The sequence below is a fragment of the Streptomyces fulvorobeus genome, from assembly GCF_013167895.1.
Lineage (GTDB): Bacteria > Actinomycetota > Actinomycetes > Streptomycetales > Streptomycetaceae > Streptomyces > Streptomyces fulvorobeus.
On the sequence record NZ_BLWC01000001.1, the window covers coordinates 1,363,926 to 1,380,168 of the forward strand.

Annotated in this window: 12 protein-coding genes and 1 tRNA gene; 9 read left to right on the plus strand and 4 right to left on the minus strand. The window is 68.2% G+C overall.

The window, feature by feature from the left end; all coding sequences use genetic code 11:
• Positions 1 to 68: 68 nt before the first annotated feature.
• Complete coding sequence (polA, locus tag Sfulv_RS06110; protein ID WP_173312455.1) at positions 69 to 2,780, minus strand: DNA polymerase I; 2,712 nt, start codon at positions 2,778 to 2,780, stop codon at positions 69 to 71.
• A 166-nt stretch (positions 2,781 to 2,946) separates the two neighbouring features.
• On the opposite strand from polA, the gene Sfulv_RS06115 reads away from it, so the two are divergent.
• From Sfulv_RS06115 to Sfulv_RS06145, 7 genes are all read left to right on the plus strand, one after another.
• Positions 2,947 to 5,220 (plus strand): FdhF/YdeP family oxidoreductase, encoded by a 2,274-nt coding sequence (locus tag Sfulv_RS06115; RefSeq protein WP_173312458.1) that lies wholly within the window; start codon positions 2,947 to 2,949, stop codon positions 5,218 to 5,220.
• A 112-nt stretch (positions 5,221 to 5,332) separates the two neighbouring features.
• The gene (locus Sfulv_RS06120) at positions 5,333 to 5,803 is read left to right on the plus strand and encodes a PaaI family thioesterase (RefSeq protein WP_173312461.1); all 471 of its coding nucleotides are present in this window, start codon (positions 5,333 to 5,335) and stop codon (positions 5,801 to 5,803) included.
• A gap of 605 nt (positions 5,804 to 6,408) precedes the next feature.
• Positions 6,409 to 7,617: a branched-chain amino acid ABC transporter substrate-binding protein gene (locus Sfulv_RS06125; RefSeq protein WP_173317617.1), complete on the plus strand. Its 1,209-nt coding sequence runs from the start codon at positions 6,409 to 6,411 to the stop codon at positions 7,615 to 7,617.
• A gap of 103 nt (positions 7,618 to 7,720) precedes the next feature.
• On the plus strand, positions 7,721 to 8,650 hold the full coding sequence (locus tag Sfulv_RS06130) for a branched-chain amino acid ABC transporter permease (RefSeq protein ID WP_173312464.1): 930 nt from the start codon (positions 7,721 to 7,723) through the stop codon (positions 8,648 to 8,650).
• Positions 8,651 to 8,655: 5 nt separating this feature from the next.
• Positions 8,656 to 10,437: a branched-chain amino acid ABC transporter permease gene (locus Sfulv_RS06135; RefSeq protein ID WP_173312467.1), complete on the plus strand. Its 1,782-nt coding sequence runs from the start codon at positions 8,656 to 8,658 to the stop codon at positions 10,435 to 10,437.
• A 5-nt stretch (positions 10,438 to 10,442) separates the two neighbouring features.
• Entirely contained in the window at positions 10,443 to 11,342 is a 900-nt protein-coding gene (locus Sfulv_RS06140) for an ABC transporter ATP-binding protein (protein ID WP_173317619.1), read from the plus strand.
• A complete protein-coding gene (locus tag Sfulv_RS06145; RefSeq protein WP_173312470.1) occupies positions 11,339 to 12,055 on the plus strand; it encodes an ABC transporter ATP-binding protein in 717 nt (238 codons plus the stop codon). The genes Sfulv_RS06140 and Sfulv_RS06145 overlap by 4 nt, the downstream gene beginning before the upstream one ends.
• 89 nt (positions 12,056 to 12,144) lie before the next feature.
• Here Sfulv_RS06145 and Sfulv_RS06150 read toward each other — a convergent pair whose 3' ends face one another.
• A complete protein-coding gene (locus Sfulv_RS06150) occupies positions 12,145 to 12,801 on the minus strand; it encodes an ANTAR domain-containing response regulator (protein WP_173312473.1) in 657 nt (218 codons plus the stop codon).
• Positions 12,802 to 12,894: 93 nt separating this feature from the next.
• Here Sfulv_RS06150 and Sfulv_RS06155 point away from each other — a divergent pair.
• Positions 12,895 to 12,977 (plus strand) — tRNA-Leu (locus Sfulv_RS06155).
• 86 nt (positions 12,978 to 13,063) lie between these two features.
• Positions 13,064 to 13,852 (plus strand): helix-turn-helix domain-containing protein, encoded by a 789-nt coding sequence (locus Sfulv_RS06160; RefSeq protein WP_173312476.1) that lies wholly within the window; start codon positions 13,064 to 13,066, stop codon positions 13,850 to 13,852.
• Between the two features lie 8 nt (positions 13,853 to 13,860).
• Here the strand turns inward: Sfulv_RS06160 and pyk are convergent, their stop codons facing one another.
• Positions 13,861 to 15,282: a pyruvate kinase gene (gene pyk / locus Sfulv_RS06165; RefSeq protein WP_173312479.1), complete on the minus strand. Its 1,422-nt coding sequence runs from the start codon at positions 15,280 to 15,282 to the stop codon at positions 13,861 to 13,863.
• A gap of 120 nt (positions 15,283 to 15,402) precedes the next feature.
• A complete protein-coding gene (locus Sfulv_RS06170) occupies positions 15,403 to 16,110 on the minus strand; it encodes an SIMPL domain-containing protein (RefSeq protein ID WP_173312482.1) in 708 nt (235 codons plus the stop codon).
• Positions 16,111 to 16,243 lie beyond the last annotated feature (133 nt).

Here is a 16,243-nt window from a genome sequence, read left to right on the forward strand (position 1 = left end):
CCCTCCACGGGGAGCATGCGCACGGCCCCCGGCTGCCGTCCGCCGGGGCGCCGCACGGCGTTTCAGCGTCAGTGGGCGGCGGACTCCCAGTCCGGGCCCACACCGACCGAGACGTCCAGCGGGGCACGGAGCTCGACCGCCGTCGACATCTCGTGGCGCAGGATCTGCTCGACCCGCTCCCGCTCGCCCTCGGCGATCTCCAGGACGATTTCGTCATGGACCTGGAGCAGCATCCGCGTCTCCAGCTTCGCCTCGCTCAGGGCCCGGTCCACCTGGAGCATCGCGACCTTGACGATGTCGGCCGCCGTGCCCTGGATGGGGGCGTTGAGCGCCATCCGCTCAGCCGTCTCACGGCGCTGGCGGTTGTCGCTGTTGAGGTCGGGGAGGTAACGGCGGCGCCCGAAGACCGTCTCCGTGTACCCGGTGGCGCGGGCCTCCTCGACGACACGGTGCAGATAGTCGCGGACTCCACCGAAGCGCTCGAAGTAGGTGTCCATCAGACCGCGTGCCTCACCGGCCTCGATGTTCAGCTGCTGGGAGAGCCCGAACGCGGAGAGCCCGTAGGCCAGGCCGTACGACATGGCCTTGATCTTGCGGCGCATCTCGGGGTCGACGGCGGACTTGTCGACACCGAAGACCTGGGAGGCGACCGTGGTGTGCAGGTCCTCGCCCGAGGTGAACGCCTCGATCAGACCCGCGTCCTCGGACAGGTGGGCCATCACCCGCAGTTCGATCTGACTGTAGTCGGCCGTCATCAGCGACTCGAAGCCCTCGCCGACGACGAAGCCGCGGCGGATCGCCCGGCCCTCGTCGGTACGGACCGGGATGTTCTGGAGGTTCGGGTCGGTGGAGGACAGCCGTCCGGTCGCCGCGACGGTCTGGTTGTACGTGGTGTGGATCCGGCCGTCCCCCCCGATCGTCTTGACCAGGCCCTCGACCGTGACCCTGAGCTTCGCCTGCTCCCGGTGGCGCAGCATGATCACCGGCAGTTCGTGCTCGGTCTGCGCCGCCAGCCAGGCCAGCGCGTCGGCGTCCGTGGTGTAACCGGTCTTGGTCTTCTTCGTCCTGGGCAGGCCCAGCTCGGCGAAGAGGACCTCCTGGAGCTGCTTGGGCGATCCGAGGTTGAACTCGCGGCCCACCGCGGCGTGCGCCTCCTTCACCGCCTGCTGCACGGCCCCGGCGAACTGCTGCTCCATGCCTTCCAGGTGCGCCCGGTCGGCGGCGATGCCGTGCCGCTCCAGCCGGGCCAGGAGGATCGAGGTGGGCAGCTCCATGTCGTGCAGCAGCTCCAGGGCGCCGACCTCCTTGAGCCGCGCCGTGAACGCGTCACCGAGGTCGAGGATCGCGCGGGCCTGCGCCATCAGGGCGTCGGCCTCGGCCTGGTCGTCCGCGCCGAACGCCAGCTGCCCGTCCCCAGCGGCGGCGGGAGCCAGCTCACGGCCGAGGTACTCCACGGCCAGCGCGTCCAGCGCGAAGGAGCGGCGGCCCGGCTTGACCAGATAGGCGGCGAGCGCGGTGTCCATGGCGACACCCTCGATGTGCCAGCCCTGGTCCGGGAAGACCCGCATGGCGCTCTTCGCGTTGTGCATGACCTTCGGCCGCGCCGGGTCGGCGACCCAGGCGGCGAACGCCCGCTCGTCGGCCTCGTCCAGCTGCGTCGGGTCGATCCAGGCGGCGGCCCCGTCCGCGGCGGCGAGCGCGATCTCCGTGACGGTGCCCGTGCCCAGGAACCAGGTGTCCACCGTGGCCACCCCGAGCGGCTGCCCGCCGTGGGCCTCCAGCCAGGGGGCCACCGCTCCCGCGCCCAGCACCGCGCCGTCCAGCTCGACACCCGCGGCGGGCGCCGGACCCTCGTCCTCCACGGCCCCCGGGTCCACGGCGAGCAGCCGCTCGCGCAGGCTCGGGTTGCGGATCTCCAGCACGTCCAGCACCCCGGTCACCGCCGTACGGTCGTACGCGGCGCGCTCCAGATCCTGCGGAGTCTTCGGCAGCGCCACGTCACGGACCATCTCGGTCAGCCGGCGGTTCAGCTTCACCGCGTCCAGGTGATCGCGGAAGTTCTGACCCGCCTTGCCCTTGACCTCATCGGCCCGCGCCACCAGCTCGTCGAACGAACCGAACTGGTTGATCCACTTCGCGGCCGTCTTCTCCCCCACACCCGGGATGCCCGGCAGGTTGTCCGACGGGTCACCGCGCAGCGCGGCGAAGTCCGGATACTGCTGAGGCGTGAGCCCGTACTTCTCCTCGACCTTCGCCGGAGTGAACCGCGTCAGCTCGGAGACGCCCTTGGTCGGGTACAGCACGGTCACGTTCTGCGAGATCAGCTGGAACGAGTCCCGGTCACCCGTGACGATCAGCACCTCAAAACCCGCCGCCTCGGCCTGCGTGGCCAGCGTCGCGATGACGTCGTCCGCCTCGAAGCCGTCGATCGCGAACCGGTCGGCCCGCATCGCGTCCAGCAGCTCACCGATCAGCTCCACCTGCCCCTTGAACTCGTCGGGCGTCTTGGAGCGGTTCGCCTTGTACTCCGGGAACTCCTGAGCACGCCAGGTCTTGCGGGACACGTCGAACGCCACCGCGAAGTGCGTGGGCGCCTCGTCGCGCAGCGTGTTCGCCAGCATCGACGCGAAGCCGTACACGGCGTTCGTCGGCTGTCCCGCCCCCGTCGTGAAATTCTCCGCGGGCAGCGCGAAGAACGCCCGGTACGCCAGGGAGTGCCCGTCCATCAGGAGCAGGCGCGGTCGGTTGTCTGCCGTCTTCTTCGATGCCGTCTCAGCCACAGCACCGATCCTGCCACGGCCCACCGACAATCCGGACCGGGAACGGCGCCCCACGCCGCCGCACCCGGTCCTGTCGGTGGCACGTGACAGGATCGAGAGCAGGAACACCCACAGGCGAAACCGGGCGGGCTCGCCAGCGGCCCGCGCAGGCGCGAAGGGAAGCACCATGGCCACCAAGCCCCCGACCGGTGACCCGGTCCAGGACGCGCCGCGGGTCCAGGCGGTCCAGCACTCGGCGGCCGGACTGCCGGCCGTCGCCCACACCCTGCGCGCCGCCCAGCAGCAGATGGGCGTGCGGCGCACCGCGCAGACCCTGCTCAAGGTCAACCAGAAGGACGGCTTCGACTGCCCCGGCTGCGCCTGGCCCGAGGGCGACAAACGCCACACCGCCGAGTTCTGCGAGAACGGGGCGAAGGCCGTCGCCGAGGAGGCGACCCTGCGCCGCGTCACCCCCGGCTTCTTCGCCGCCCACCCGGTCGCGGACCTCGCCACCCGCAGCGGCTACTGGCTGGGGCAGCAGGGCCGCATCACCCAGCCGATGTACCTGCCCGAGGGCGCCGAGCACTACCAGCCGGTCCCCTGGGAACACGCCTTCGCGATCATCGCCGAGGAGCTCAGGGCACTCGGCTCCCCCGACGAAGCCCTGTTCTACACCTCGGGCCGCACCAGCAACGAGGCGGCGTTCCTGCTCCAGCTCTTCGCCCGGGAGTTCGGCACCAACAACCTCCCCGACTGCTCGAACATGTGCCACGAGTCGTCCGGCTCCGCACTCACCCAGACGATCGGCGTCGGCAAGGGCAGCGTCTCCCTGGAGGACCTCCACCACGCCGACCTGATCATCGTCGCCGGACAGAACCCGGGAACAAACCATCCGCGCATGCTCTCCGCCCTGGAGCAGGCCAAATCGGCGGGCGCGAAGATCATCTCGGTGAACCCGCTGCCCGAAGCCGGCCTGGAACGCTTCAAGAACCCCCAGACCCCCCTCGGCATGATCAAGGGCGCCGCCCTCACCGACCTGTTCCTCCAGATCCGTCTCGGCGGCGACCAGGCCCTCTTCCGCCTCCTCAACAAACTGATCCTGGAGACCGAAGGCGCCGTCGACGAGACCTTCGTACGCGAGCACACCCACGGGTACGCACAGTTCGCGGAAGCCGCCCGCACCGCCGACTGGGACGCGACCCTCACCGCCACCGGGCTCACCCGCACCGCGATCGAAGAGGCCCTGGCCATGGTCCTCGCCTCCAAACGCACCATCGTCTGCTGGGCCATGGGCCTCACCCAGCACAAACACGCGGTCCCCACCATCCGCGAAGTGGTCAACTTCCTCCTGCTGCGCGGCAACATCGGACGGCCCGGCGCCGGCGTATGCCCCGTACGCGGCCACTCCAACGTCCAGGGCGACCGCACCATGGGCATCTCCGAACGGCCCACGACCGCGTTCCTCGACGCCCTCGACAAGGAATTCGCAATCACCTCGCCGCGCCACCACGGCTACGACGTCGTGCGCTCCATCGAGGCCCTGCGCGACGGGGACGCCAAGGTCTTCTTCGCCATGGGCGGCAACTTCGTCGCGGCCACCCCCGACACCACCGTCACCGAAGCCGCCATGCGCCGCGCCCGCCTCACCGTCCACGTATCGACCAAGCTCAACCGCTCGCACACCGTCACCGGCACCCGCGCCCTGATCCTGCCCACCCTCGGACGCACCGACAAGGACGCCCAGGCCGGCGGCAGGCAGTTCGTGACGGTCGAGGACTCCATGGGCATGGTCCACGCCTCCCGCGGCAACCTCACCCCCGCGAGCCCCCACCTCCTCTCCGAACCGGCGATCGTCGCCCGGCTGGCCCGCGCCGTCCTCGGCCCCGCGTCCACGACCGGCTGGGAGGAGTTCGAGAAGGACTACGGCACGATCCGCGACCGCATCTCCCGCGTGGTGCCCGGCTTCGAGGACTTCAACGCCCGGGTCGCCGTACCCGGCGGCTTCACGCTCCCGCACGCCCCCCGCGACGAGCGCCGCTTCCCCACCGCCACGGGCAAGGCCAACTTCACCGCCGCCCCCGTCGAACACCCCGCACTGCCCGAAGGCAGGCTGCTGCTGCAGACCCTTCGCTCGCACGACCAGTACAACACCACGATCTACGGCCTCGACGACCGCTACCGCGGCATCAAGGGCGGCCGCCGCATCGTCATGGTCAACCCCGCGGACGCCGAAGCCCTCGGCCTCACCGACGGCGGCTACACCGACCTCGTCAGCGAGTGGAAGGACGGCGTCGAACGGCGCGCACCCGGCTTCCGCGTCGTGCACTACCCGACCGCCCTGGGCTGCGCCGCCGCCTACTACCCCGAGACGAACGTGCTGGTCCCCCTCGACGCCACCGCCGACACCAGCAACACCCCCGCCAGCAAGTCGGTCGTCGTGCGCTTCGAGAACACCCGGTGAGACGCATTCGGTGACCGGGCTCGCCCCCGCCATCCACTAAGCGTCCGCTCAGCTGTCTGATAAGAACAGTGCACACAGCAGTGAACCCGCGCAGACGATCGGAGCCGGACCCATGGGCGAGCACACCACACCCACGTTCCCCCAGGAGATCATCGACGAGTACGCGGCACTCGGCGCCGACCTCCCCGCCCTCTTCTCCGCCGGACACCTCGGAGAGCGCATGGGCGTCACCATCGTCGAGGCGTCCCCTGACCGCGTCGTGGGCACGATGCCCGTCGAGGGCAATACCCAGCCCTACGGACTCCTCCACGGCGGCGCCTCGGCCGTCCTCGCCGAGACCCTCGGCTCCATCGGCTCCATGCTCCACGGCGGCACCTCCAAGCTCGCCGTCGGCGTCGACCTGAACTGCACCCACCACCGGGGCGTACGCAGCGGCCTCGTGACCGGTGTCGCCACCCCCGTCCACCGCGGCCGCACCACCGCCACGTACGAGATCGTCATCACCGACGAACAGGACAAGCGGGTCTGCACCGCCCGCCTCACCTGCCTCCTCCGTGACGCACCCCAGCCCACCGCCGGCTAGCCCACAGCGGCCCGCACACCCCCTGCCCGGCCCGGAACGCACCACGCATTCCGGCCGGGCAGCCCCATATCCCCACCGCCGGAACTCCGTTGACCAGCGGACTCCGTCAACTCCCTTGACCCCACACCCTCCGCCATGAGGCACTCATCAGCCACGGGCACGATAGCGGCCGGATACACCTTTCCCGATGTCACACTGCGTAACACACGCGCAAGGAGAGGGCCGCACCCGGGGCGCGGCCCCGGACCCGGGGGCCGGCGCGACACGCCCTCACGCACCCCCGAACGCGACAGCACCAAGATCGCTTCAAGCGCCTTAGCAGAGCTGCGCGTTCTCACCATGCGGTCACTTCCGCACCCAGCGATAAAACCGCACATGTCCACACAGTCACCTCAAGCCTTCCTCAAGGGCATAACAAGACAGTCACATCCTGCCGCTGCCCGTCCCGCACCCCCGGCCCTGCCCTTAGAGTCACGGCCAGTCACCGCGCCGCCGGGCGCGTCTGCTGCACCGCCTGCACGACCCAGTACGGCCCGGCGATCGTCACGGCACCTCAGCAGAGGAGGCCGCGCCAGGAAAGGACCTCTTTCGTGCGACACCGTTCTTTGCTCATACTCACCGCAGTGCTCACCACCGGAGCACTCACACTCACCGCCTGCGGGTCGCGCGAGGACGACAAGAAGAGCAGCGGCGGCGGCGAGACCCAGACCGTCGTCATCGGCGTCGACGCCCCCCTGACCGGCGACCTCTCCGCCCTCGGCCTCGGCATCAAGAACTCCGCCGACCTCGCCGCCAAGACGGCGAACAAGGAGAAGACGGTCCCGGGCATCAAGTTCGAGATCCAGCCGCTCGACGACCAGGCGCAGCCCTCCGTCGGCCAGCAGAACGCCCAGAAGTTCATCGGCAACAAGGACCTCCTCGGCGTCGTCGGCCCGCTGAACTCCGGCGTCTCGCAGTCGATGCAGAAGCCCCTCAACGACGCCAGCCTCACCCAGGTCTCCCCCGCCAACACCGGCACCGAATTGACCCAGGGCAACGACTGGAAGACCGGCGACAAGAAGCGTCCGTACAAGACGTACTTCCGGACCGCCACCACCGACGCCATCCAGGGTGCCTTCGCGGCGAACTACCTCTTCAAGACCGCGAAGATCAAGGACGTCTACCTCATCGACGACCAGAAGCCCTACGGCGCCGGTCTCGCCGCCTCCTTCAAGACGACGTTCACCGGGCTCGGCGGCAAGATCGTCGGCGCCGACCACATCAACCCCGACGACCGCGACTTCAACTCGATCGTCACCAAGATCAAGGGCTCCAAGGCCAAGGCCGTCTACTACGGTGGCGAGTACCCCGCCGGCGCACCCCTCAGCCAGCAGCTCAAGGACAGCGTGAAGATCCCGCTCATGGGCGGCGACGGCATGTACAGCGCCGACTTCATCGAGCTGAACAAGAAGGCCCAGGGCGACATCGCCACCTCCGTCGGCAAGCCCGTCGAAGAGCTCGAGTCCGCCAAGAAGTTCATCGCGGACTACAAGACCGCCGGCTACAAGGACGCCTACGAGGCATACGGCGGCGGCACCTACGACGCCACCTGGGCGATCATCGAAGCCGTCAAGGCCGTAGTCGCCGAGAACGACGGCAAGCTCCCCGAGGACGCCCGCGCCAAGGTCCTCGACGCGATGAGCAAGGTCCAGTTCGAAGGCGTCACCGGCCCCGTCTCCTTCGACGAGTACGGCGACACCACCAACACCATGATGACCGCCTACCAGGTCGACGGCGGCAAGTGGGTCTCCAAGTTCAGCGAGGCCGTCAAGTAAGTCCCCAGGGGCTCCCGGCCGCACCAACCAACCAGACCGCGCGGGAGCGCTACGAGCGCTCCCGCGCGGTGCCATATCCGAACCACTCCACGGAGGCCCTGCGGTGAACGAACTGCCGCAACAGCTGGCCAATGGACTCATCCTCGGCGCGATGTACGGTCTCATCGCGATCGGTTACACGATGGTCTACGGAATCATCCAGCTCATCAACTTCGCACACGGCGAGATCTTCATGATCGGAGGCTTCGGAGCCCTCACGGTCTACCTCGGCCTTCCCTCAGGTCTCTCCCTCATAGCTGCGATACCCCTCATGATCGCCGGCGGCGTCATCGCCGCCGTCGCGATCAGCATGGCCGCTGAACGCTTCGCCTACCGGCCACTGCGCACAGCACCACGCCTAGCCCCCCTCATCACCGCCATCGGCCTCTCGCTCGCACTCCAGCAAGCAGTGTGGATGTGGTACCCGAACGCCACGAAGGACCGCTCCTTCCCCCAGTTCGAAGGTGAGGCGTTCGAGGTCTTCGGCGCCAACATCCAGCGCGGCGACCTCTTCGTCCTCGTCGTCGCACCCCTCTGCATGATCGCCCTCGGCCTCTTCGTCTCCAAGACCCGCGCAGGCCGCGGCATGCAGGCCACCTCACAGGACCCCGACACCGCCAAGCTCATGGGAATCAACACCGACCGCATCATCGTCATGGCCTTCGCCATCGGTGCCGCGTTCGCCGCCGTCGCCGCCGTCGCCTACGGGCTCAAGAACGGCCAGATCGGCTTCCGCATGGGCTTCATCATGGGGCTCAAAGCATTCACCGCAGCCGTACTCGGCGGCATCGGCAACATCTACGGCGCCATGCTCGGCGGCGTCGTACTCGGCGTCGCCGAATCACTCGCCACCGGCTACATGAGCGAGGTCCCCGGCATGGAACTCTTCGGCGGCGGCGCCTGGAAGGACGTGTGGGCCTTCGCCCTCCTCATCCTCGTCCTGCTCATCAGGCCCCAGGGCCTGCTGGGCGAACGCGTCGCGGACAGGGCGTGATACCGATGACCACCCAGAACGCCCCGGCCTTCCTCGCCCTGCCCACCGCGGCCGCCCGCCCCGCCACCACCGCCGGCGCCGCCATCGCACTCGTCGGCACCTTCCTCGCCTGGACCTGGACCGACGAATTCCCCGGCGACCTCACCGTCACCGGCTACCCCGGCGGCCTCCAGGTCCTCGCCCTCATCGGCGCGGCCCTCACCCTGCTCTTCGCACTCTCCGGATACGGCATCAAGGGACTGCGCTGGCTCACCCCAGGCGGCACCAACAGCCCCACCCGGCTCCTCGCCCTCGGCACCCTCGGCGTCGTCGGCTACTCCATCGGCGCCATCACCGTGAAACTCGGCGGCATCGTCAACCTGGAACCCGGAGCCTGGATCAGCGCCACCGGCGCACTCATCGCCGTCATCGCCTCCCTCGGCCTCCCCAACGACCTGCCCGCCGACCCGGACAGCTCACCCAACCCCTGGAACCGATTCCGCGACAGCCTGCGCGCACCCACCCCCGACCGCGCCAAGGAACTCCCCGCCTGGGCCGAGATCCTGATCATCGCCGGCGCCTTCGGCATCGGGCTGTACGTCTTCACCTACGGCATCGACACCGAATACGCCGAACTCTTCATCGGCTTCATGATCACCGTCGCCTTCGGCTTCACCGCCGTCAGCCGCGCCGGACTCATCGCCCGCATCACCGCACTCACCACCAAACACCGCAACGTCACCCTCACCGCCGCACTCGTCGCGGCGTTCTGCTTCCCCTTCACCCAGCAGAACGAGGAATACGCCCTCATCGGCGCGAACATCCTCATCTTCGCGACCGTCGCACTCGGCCTCAACGTCGTCGTCGGCCTCGCCGGCCTCCTCGACCTCGGATACGTCGCCTTCCTCGGCGTCGGCGCCTACGCCGCCGCCCTGGTCTCCGGCTCCCCGCTGTCACCCATCGGCGTCCAGTTCCCCTTCTGGGCCGCCGTCCTCACCGGCGCCGCAGCCTCACTCGTCTTCGGCGTCATCATCGGCGCCCCGACACTCCGGCTGCGCGGCGACTACCTCGCCATCGTCACCCTCGGCTTCGGAGAGATCTTCCGGCTCACCGTCAACGCCCTCAACGGCGTCAGCGGCCCCGACCTCACCAACGGCTCCCAGGGCATCCCCAGCATCCCCGACCTCAACATCCTCGGATTCGACTTCGGGATCAGCCACGACATCGGCGGCTTCACCCTCGGCAGATCAGCCAACTACTACCTGCTGATGCTCCTCTTCACCGGCGTCGTCGTCATGGTGTTCCGCCGCTCCAACGAATCCCGCATCGGCCGCGCCTGGGTCGCCATCCGCGAAGACGAAACCGCCGCCACCGCCATGGGCATCAACGCCTTCCGGCTCAAGCTGCTCGCCTTCGCACTCGGCGCCACCCTCGCCGGACTCGCCGGAACCGTACAGGCGCACGTCTCCTACACGGTCACCCCCGAGCAGTACCAGTTCGCCGGCTCCGTACCGCCCAACTCCGCGTTCCTCCTCGCCGCCGTCATCCTCGGCGGCATGGGAACCCTCAGCGGCCCCCTCGTCGGCGCCGCACTGCTCTACCTGATCCCGGCCAAACTGCAGTTCATGCAGGACTACCAGCTCTTCCTCTTCGGACTCGCACTCATCCTCCTGATGCGCTTCCGCCCCGAGGGCCTGGTCGCCGACCGCAGGAAGCAACTCGAATTCCACGAGACCGGCCAACTCGACGTACCACCGGACGAACCACTCACCGACACGGCCGCCGGAACCACGAAGGCGGGGGCGTGACCGACATGACCAGGACAGCCACGACCACCACCGACACCGGCACCCCCGTACTCGACGCAAGCGGCGTCACCATGCGCTTCGGCGGACTCACCGCCGTACGCGACGTCGACCTCACCGTCAACGCCGGAGAGATCGTCGGCCTCATCGGCCCCAACGGCGCCGGAAAAACCACCTTCTTCAACTGCCTCACCGGCCTCTACGTCCCCACCGAGGGCAAGGTCAGCTACAAGGGCACCGTCCTGCCGCCCAAGCCCCACCTCGTCACCCAGGCAGGCATCGCCCGCACCTTCCAGAACATCAGGCTCTTCGCCAACATGACCGTCCTGGAAAACGTCCTCGTCGGACGCCACACCAGGACCAAAGAAGGACTCTGGTCCGCGCTCCTGCGCCTCCCCGGCTACAAGAAAGCCGAAAACGCCAGCCGCGCGCGGTGCATGGAGATCCTGGAGTTCATCGGCCTCCAGGACAAGGCCGACCACCTCGCCCGCAACCTCCCCTACGGAGACCAGCGCAAGCTGGAGATCGCGCGCGCACTCGCCAGCGACCCCGGACTCCTCCTCCTGGACGAGCCCACCGCAGGCATGAACCCCCAGGAAACCCGCGTCACCGAAGAACTCATCTTCGCCATCCGGGACCAGGGCATCGCCGTACTCGTCATCGAGCACGACATGCGCTTCATCTTCAACCTGTGCGACCGCGTCACCGTCCTCGTCCAGGGCGAGAAGCTCGTCGAGGGCACCGCCGAAGTCGTCCAGGGAGACGAACGCGTCGTCGCCGCCTACCTCGGCACCCCCTTCGAAGGCGCCCCCGGCGCCGACGAGGTCGCCGAAGTCGAAGCGGCCGAAGCCGAAGCCGGCACCAGCACCACCAAAACCACCACCACCGAGGAGGAGGACACCCGATGACCGCACTGCTAGAGGTCGAGGACCTCCGCGTCGCCTACGGCAAGATCGAAGCCGTCAAGGGGATCTCCTTCAGCGTCGAAGCCGGCCAGGTGGTCACCCTCATCGGCACCAACGGCGCCGGAAAAACCACCACCCTGCGCACCCTCTCCGGACTGCTCAAGCCCCTCGGCGGCCGCATCCTCTTCGAGGGCAAGCCACTCACCAACATCCCCGCACACAAGATCGTCGCCCTCGGACTCGCCCACTCCCCCGAGGGACGCCACATCTTCCCCCGGCTGACGATCACCGAGAACCTCCTCCTCGGCGCCTACCTCCGCAGCGACAAGGCAGGCATCGAGAAGGACGTCCAGCGCGCCTACGACCTCTTCCCCATCCTCGGGGAACGCCGGAAGCAGGCCGCGGGCACCCTCTCCGGCGGCGAACAGCAGATGCTCGCCATGGGACGCGCCCTCATGTCCCAGCCCAAGCTGCTCATGCTCGACGAGCCCTCCATGGGCCTCTCCCCGATCATGATGCAGAAGATCATGGAGACCATCGTCGAACTCAAGGCGTCGGGCACCACGATCCTGCTCGTCGAGCAGAACGCCCAGGCGGCGCTGTCCCTCGCGGACCAGGGCCACGTCATGGAGGTCGGCAAGATCGTCCTCACCGGCACCGGAGCGGACCTCCTGCACGACGAGTCCGTACGCAAGGCGTACCTCGGCGAGGACTGAGACCCCGCACTCCGGTACTCGGTACGTGGAGGAGGCCCGCACCCCGATCGATCCGGGGTGCGGGCCTCCTCCACGTGGTCCGTACGCGGCTACTCGGCCGCCTTCTTCTTCTCCTCGGCGTCCTCGATCAGCGCCTCGGCGAGCTGCTGCATGGACAGCCTGCGGTCCATCGACGTCTTCTGGATCCAGCGGAACGCGGCCGGCTCGGAGAGGCCGTAGTCCGTCTGGAGGATGCTCTTGGCCCGGTCGACGAGCTTGCGGGTCTCCAGGCGCTGCGAGAGGTCCGCGACCTCGCCCTCAAGGGCCTTCAGCTCCGCGAACCGGGACACCGCCATCTCGATGGCCGGCACGACGTCGCTCTTGCTGAACGGCTTCACGAGGTACGCCATCGCCCCGGCGTCCCGGGCCCGCTCGACGAGGTCGCGCTGCGAGAACGCGGTGAGCATGAGGACCGGCGCGATGGACTCCTCTGCGATCTTCTCGGCGGCGGAGATCCCGTCGAGGACGGGCATCTTCACGTCGAGGATCACGAGGTCCGGCTTGTGCTCCCGGGCCAGCTCGACGGCCCGCTGCCCGTCACCGGCCTCCCCGACGACCGAGTAGCCCTCTTCCTCCAGCATCTCTTTGAGGTCGAGGCGGATGAGGGCCTCGTCCTCGGCGATGACGACACGGGTCGTCAGCGGCGGCACGTGCGACTTGTCGTCGTCGACGGCGTCTACGGGCTGGGGCGACTCGGGGGTGGTCACGGGGCTCCTTGATTCAGGGCAGGTGCTGCTGCGAAGCAGCCTACCTAGCAGCGCGGGCGGCGAGGCACCCGGTACACTCCTGACAGCACCCTCGCCGGGTTGGTGGAAGGGTATACACGGATGTCTCAAACACATCTGCTCGAAAGAGCATGCGGGTTCGAATCCCGCACTCGGCACGCATAGATGAAAGCGGATGTTCACGTTCTCGTGAACATCCGCTTTTTGCTACTCACCGCCATGCTGCATCACCCACAGTTGTGATGTGAACTTCCACGGCACAGAAGTGCGCCAGAAGGCACTCGCCCTTCTCCGATCCGGCACCAAGGGCGCCGAAGTCGCCCGCCAACTGAACGTGCCGCGTGGCACCGTCTCGTATTGGCTCCATATTGACCGCTCCAGACGAGGTGAGTGTCCTGGCTCGTCGAACCCTCAGTGCCATCGGTGCGACGGTGTCGAACTCGACGAGTCCGCCTACGCGTATCTCCTCGGGCTCTACCTGGGCGACGGGCATGTGAGCCAGCACTCCCAGCACCGGGTGCCGAACCTCATGATCACCCTGGACGACGTCTGGCCCGGCGTTCAGGACGAGGCCGAGGCGGCAATGCGCAAGGTGTTCCCGGACAATGCCACATGTCGGGTGCGCAAGCCTGGCTGCCACAACATCAAGGTGTACTCGAAGCACCTCGTGTGCCTGTTCCCTCAGCACGGCCCCGGAAAGAAACACGCCCGCAAGATCGTGCTCGAACCATGGCAGCGCGAAATTGTCGACCACCAGCCGTGGCAATTCGTGCGGGGCCTCATCCACTCGGACGGTTGTCGCATCACGAACTGGACCACCCGCATCGTCGGCGGCGTACAGAAGCGGTATGAGTACCCGAGGTACTGGTTCACCAACGTCTCGGACGACATCCGGCAGCTGTACACCGACACCCTCGACAAGCTCGGCATTACATGGACGCACTGCACCCGCGCCGGTAAGGCGTACAACATCTCCGTCGCCCGACGGGCGTCCGTCGCGCTCATGGACGCCCATGTCGGGCCGAAGTACTGACGACCGGCCTAGTCCTCGCCGATGTGGTGCACCCGCACCAGGTTCGTCGAGCCGGCCACCCCGGGCGGGGAGCCCGCCGTGATCACCACGATGTCGCCCTTGCGGCAGCGGCCGATCCGCAGGAGTTCCTCGTCGACCTGGGCCACCATCGCGTCCGTCGAGTCGACGTGCGGGCCGAGGAAGGTCTCCACGCCCCAGGTCAGGTTCAGCTGGCTGCGGGTGGCCGGGTCCGGGGTGAAGGCCAGGAGGGGGATCGGGGAGCGGTAGCGCGAGAGGCGTTTGACCGTGTCGCCGCTCTGGGTGAAGGCCACCAGGAACTTCGCGCCGAGGAAGTCGCCCATCTCGGCCGCCGCGCGGGCGACCGCGCCGCCCTGGGTGCGCGGCTTGTTGAGGTCGTTGAGCGGGGGGAGGCCCTTGGCGAGGATGTCCTCCTCGGCGGCCTCGACGATCCGGGACATCGTGCGGACGGTCTCGACCGGGTACTTGCCGACGCTGGTCTCGCCCGAGAGCATCACGGCGTCCGTGCCGTCGATGACGGCGTTGGCCACGTCGGACGCCTCGGCGCGGGTGGGGCGGGAGTTGTCGATCATCGACTCGAGCATCTGGGTGGCGACGATGACCGGTTTGGCGTTGCGCTTGGCGAGCTTGATGGCGCGTTTCTGGACGATCGGGACCTGTTCGAGGGGCATTTCGACGCCGAGGTCTCCGCGGGCGACCATGATGCCGTCGAAGGCGGCGACGATGCTGTCGATGTTCTCGACGGCCTGGGGCTTCTCGACCTTGGCGATGACGGGGAGGCGTCGGTTCTCCTCGTCCATGACGCGGTGGACGTCGTCGATGTCGCGTCCGCTGCGTACGAAGGAGAGGGCGATGATGTCGGCGCCGGTGCGCAGGGCCCAGCGGAGGTCGTCGATGTCCTTCTCGGAGAGTGCGGGGACGGAGACGGCGACGCCGGGGAGGTTGAGTCCCTTGTGGTCGGAGACCATGCCGCCTTCGATGACGGTGGTGCGGACGCGGGGTCCGTCGATCTCGGTGACTTCGAGGGTGACGCGGCCGTCGTCGACGAGGATGCGCTCGCCTGGGGTGACGTCGGCGGCGAGGCCGTCGTAGGTGGTGCCGCAGGTGTGGCGGTCGCCTTCCATGGGTTCGACGGTGATGGTGAAGTCGTCGCCGCGTTCAAGGAGTACGGGGCCTTCGCGGAAGCGTCCGAGGCGGATCTTCGGGCCTTGAAGGTCTGCGAGGATGCCGACGCTGCGGCCGGTTTCCCGGCATGCCTTGCGTACGTGGTGGTAGCGCGCTTCGTGGTCGGCGTAGGTGCCGTGGCTGAGGTTGAAGCGGGCGATGTCCATTCCGGCTTCGACCAATGCCTTGATCTGGTCGTATGTGTCGGTTGCGGGTCCCAGGGTACAAACGATTTTTGCTCGGCGCATGGTTCGAGCCTAGACCTTACCTATGGGTAGGTAATTGGCTCTGCATGACACCTCAACAACCTCTGCGTGAAGGGTTATTGACAAGTGTTGAATTGTGCGGCAGGGCGCTCTGATGAGCGTTTATCGGAGTGTGGGTGGGGCGAGGGTGAACGACGCCTCGACCTGGGCGTGGACGGCCTGGCGTACGGGTTCGAGGTCGAGGGGTTCCGGGGTGGCCTCGGCGTCAGCCATGGGGGGTGGGGTGGGGGCGCCGCGGTGGGCGAATCCGGGGCGGGTGGTGCTGCCGGGGTTCGGGCCGGTGTCGGCGAGTTCGAGGAGGGCGCCGAGTTCGGTGTCGAGGGCTTCGGCGTATTCGCGGGCTCGTTGGACGGCTTCGCGTACGGCCTGGCGGCGGGCGTGTGCGTGGACGGGTGAGGTGGGGCGCAGGGCCCATCGGGGGCCTGTGACGTGGGTGAGTTCCTGGTCGGCGAGGCGGCTGGTGAGTTCGCCGAGGGCGGTGAAGTCGGTGAGGGTGACGTTGAGCTGGACGCTGCCGTGGTAGGCGCGGACGCGTTCGCCGCGGCCGTGGCGGGTGAGTTCGGGGCTGATGGAGAGGGCGCCTGTTTCGAGTGCGTCGATGGCTTCGCCGTAGCTTCTGATGAGTTCGGTGGCTTGGGTGTTGCGCCGGGTGAGGTCGTCGAGGGCGGTGCGTCGGTCGGTGCCTCGGGCGGAGACGGTGACGAAGATGCGGGCGGTCTCGGGGTCGGCTTCGATGTGGGCTTCGCCTCGGACGGTGACGCGGGGGGTCTGGGGTGTTCCGTAGGGGCGGGGGGTGTCGTTTTCGCTCATGCGTTCACTGTGGCACGGGGCGGTGTGGGGTGGCACGGGATGGGGTGGAGGGGGCTTGGGTGTGTGCGATGTGGTCATCGAATCGAAACCTGTCCGGGGTGTTGCCGGCATGGCCGGCCGGGTCAGAATCTAC

Coding starts and splice junctions, on each gene's coding strand:
- Sfulv_RS06115 (WP_173312458.1), top strand. CDS start 2,947: ATGGCCACCAAGCCCCCGACCGGTGACCCGGTCCAGGACGCGCCGCGG.
- Sfulv_RS06120 (WP_173312461.1), top strand. CDS start 5,333: ATGGGCGAGCACACCACACCCACGTTCCCCCAGGAGATCATCGACGAG.
- Sfulv_RS06135 (WP_173312467.1), top strand. CDS start 8,656: ATGACCACCCAGAACGCCCCGGCCTTCCTCGCCCTGCCCACCGCGGCC.
- Sfulv_RS06140 (WP_173317619.1), top strand. CDS start 10,443: ATGACCAGGACAGCCACGACCACCACCGACACCGGCACCCCCGTACTC.
- Sfulv_RS06145 (WP_173312470.1), top strand. CDS start 11,339: ATGACCGCACTGCTAGAGGTCGAGGACCTCCGCGTCGCCTACGGCAAG.
- pyk (WP_173312479.1), bottom strand. CDS start 15,282: ATGCGCCGAGCAAAAATCGTTTGTACCCTGGGACCCGCAACCGACACA.
- Sfulv_RS06170 (WP_173312482.1), bottom strand. CDS start 16,110: ATGAGCGAAAACGACACCCCCCGCCCCTACGGAACACCCCAGACCCCC.